Below are 1962 nucleotides of genomic sequence, written 5' to 3'. Positions count from 1 at the left end.
AGGGCAACTTCGCCCTCGGCCTCAACTACGGCGTGCAGGCTTCCACCCACGAAACCGACCAGAGCGTCAGCGTCGGCATAAGCTGGAAGTTCTAAAGGCAGGAAAGATAGGAAAAGGCAGGAAAGGCATGCGGGGGGAATAATTCCCCGACAAAGTCGGGACAAGCCCCCCGCGCCCCCTTGTTTCCGCCTCCCGGCTTCGCCGGTTCGGCGGGACATGTCGGGCGTCTTTGCAGGCGCACTTTCTGCGCGGGCAGACTTTCGTCGAGCTCAGGTGATACGTCTGAGGCGATGCTGCCAAAACAAACAATGGAAGGGCTCCGGTTCGTTTTGCCGGAGCTCTTTTTTCATGTGGACGGAGAAGTGCAGATCCGTTGCTTCGGACGGCATGCCGAAGGAGGGGAGGGGGGATTTTTTTGTCGGCGGCGGAAGTTGCCCGGAGAAGCGCGGGAGTTTTCTGGAGAAGGTGAGCGGGGAGGGGAGCCATTGCCGTGTTGGAAGATGAGAACAGCTTTCATGAGGCTGACAGTGCTGCGGGTGCGAAAAGTCGCTTCCTGCGCGTTCGGAGGTGTTCGGGAGGTTTCGGCGACGAGGTTCGCTGCCCGTATTCTCCACCATGCGAAGAGCTGCGGAGAAACGTGAAGAAACATCATGATTATGTGAAGTAAAGAACGATGATAAGAAGGAAAATCAGGGGCGGATTTCTGGGACGCCCGGCCGACGAGAAAAACGCGGTAATCGAAGGAAAATGCCGGGCTATCGATGATTGTTTGAATAGAGGAAGGCGTGTTGCAGAACCCTTGCAGGCGCAGCTTGTCGTTTATGCTTTTGTCGGGGCTGCCGTCTTTCGCGGAAATGGTCGGACTGTCGGCACGATGTTTTGACGGCAAAGCATGGTTATGCGGAAGAATCAGACGGAAAAGGATGTAGATGGATCGGAAATGCGACAGTTATGCTGCATCGTGTTGCGGAGCAGAAGAAGATTATTGTATTGATCGTTATTTCACGAAGATGACGGGCTTTCTTTCCACCGATGCCGGTTTGGCGTAGGTTTTTGCAGGGAGGTTCGTCATGTCCGAAGCTGAAAACACCTCGTCTCTGCATTTGAAGGCCGTTATTGCCGCCCTCTGGACGGGCAATCTGTTCGCGCCTTTCCTCATGAGCGGCGTGGCCGCCATACTTCCGTCCATAGGCGAGTCCCTGGGAGCTCCGGCCGTCATGCTCTCGCTGGTCATGGTGTGCTATAACCTGGGGCAGTCCATATCGCACATGCTGAGCGGTCGCATCGCCGATATATTCGGCGTCAAGCGCATCCTGCTGGCGGGCGTGGGATGCTTCTGCCTTTTCAGCGTGTTCATGGGCCTCGCTCCGGCCATGTCGGTGCTTATTCCCCTGCGTTTTACTCAGGGCGTTGCCGCCGCCACCATTTCCTGCGCCGTCACCACGCTCAGCGTGACGCTCGCGCCGCCCCATATACGCGGTCAGGTGATAAGCATTGTGGTGTCGGCCGTGTATCTTGGACTGGCCATCGGTCCGCTGGCCTGCGGCGGCATTACGGAACTCTCCGGCTGGCGCATGGTGTTCTTTCTCATTGCAGCTCTGAGTCTGGCGGAACTTATTTTGCTGCATCACGTCATTCCCGGTGACACGCAGGAAAAATCCGGCCGCTCCTTCGACGTCGTGAGCGCGCTCCTGGGCGCGCTGGGCCTTGCCTGCATGACCATGGGCGCAACGTGTACGTTCCTGCATCCTGCCGTGGTGGGCCTGCTGCCTCTGGGCGTGCTGATCCTGATAGCGTTTGTCCGCAGGGAATGGACGTCCGCCGATCCCATGCTCGACTTGAAGATACTGGCCAAGGTTCCGGGGCTCCCTGACGGCATGGCGGCGACCTTCATCAACTACGGTTCCTTTCAGGGACTCTCCCTGTTTTTCTCCCTCTATCTTCAGCAGGTGCTCGGCCTGA

General features: G+C 57.7%; 1 protein-coding gene. It reads left to right on the top strand.

Translation table 11 applies throughout. The features are described 5' to 3' along the window. Window positions 1–1070: 1070 nt before the first annotated feature. On the top strand, window positions 1071–1962 hold an 892-nt coding region (locus tag ACZM96_RS10845), incomplete at its 3' end, for an MFS transporter (protein WP_489489071.1).

Source organism: Mailhella sp., assembly GCF_057866825.1.
This window is presented reverse-complemented; position numbering and strand designations above follow the sequence as displayed.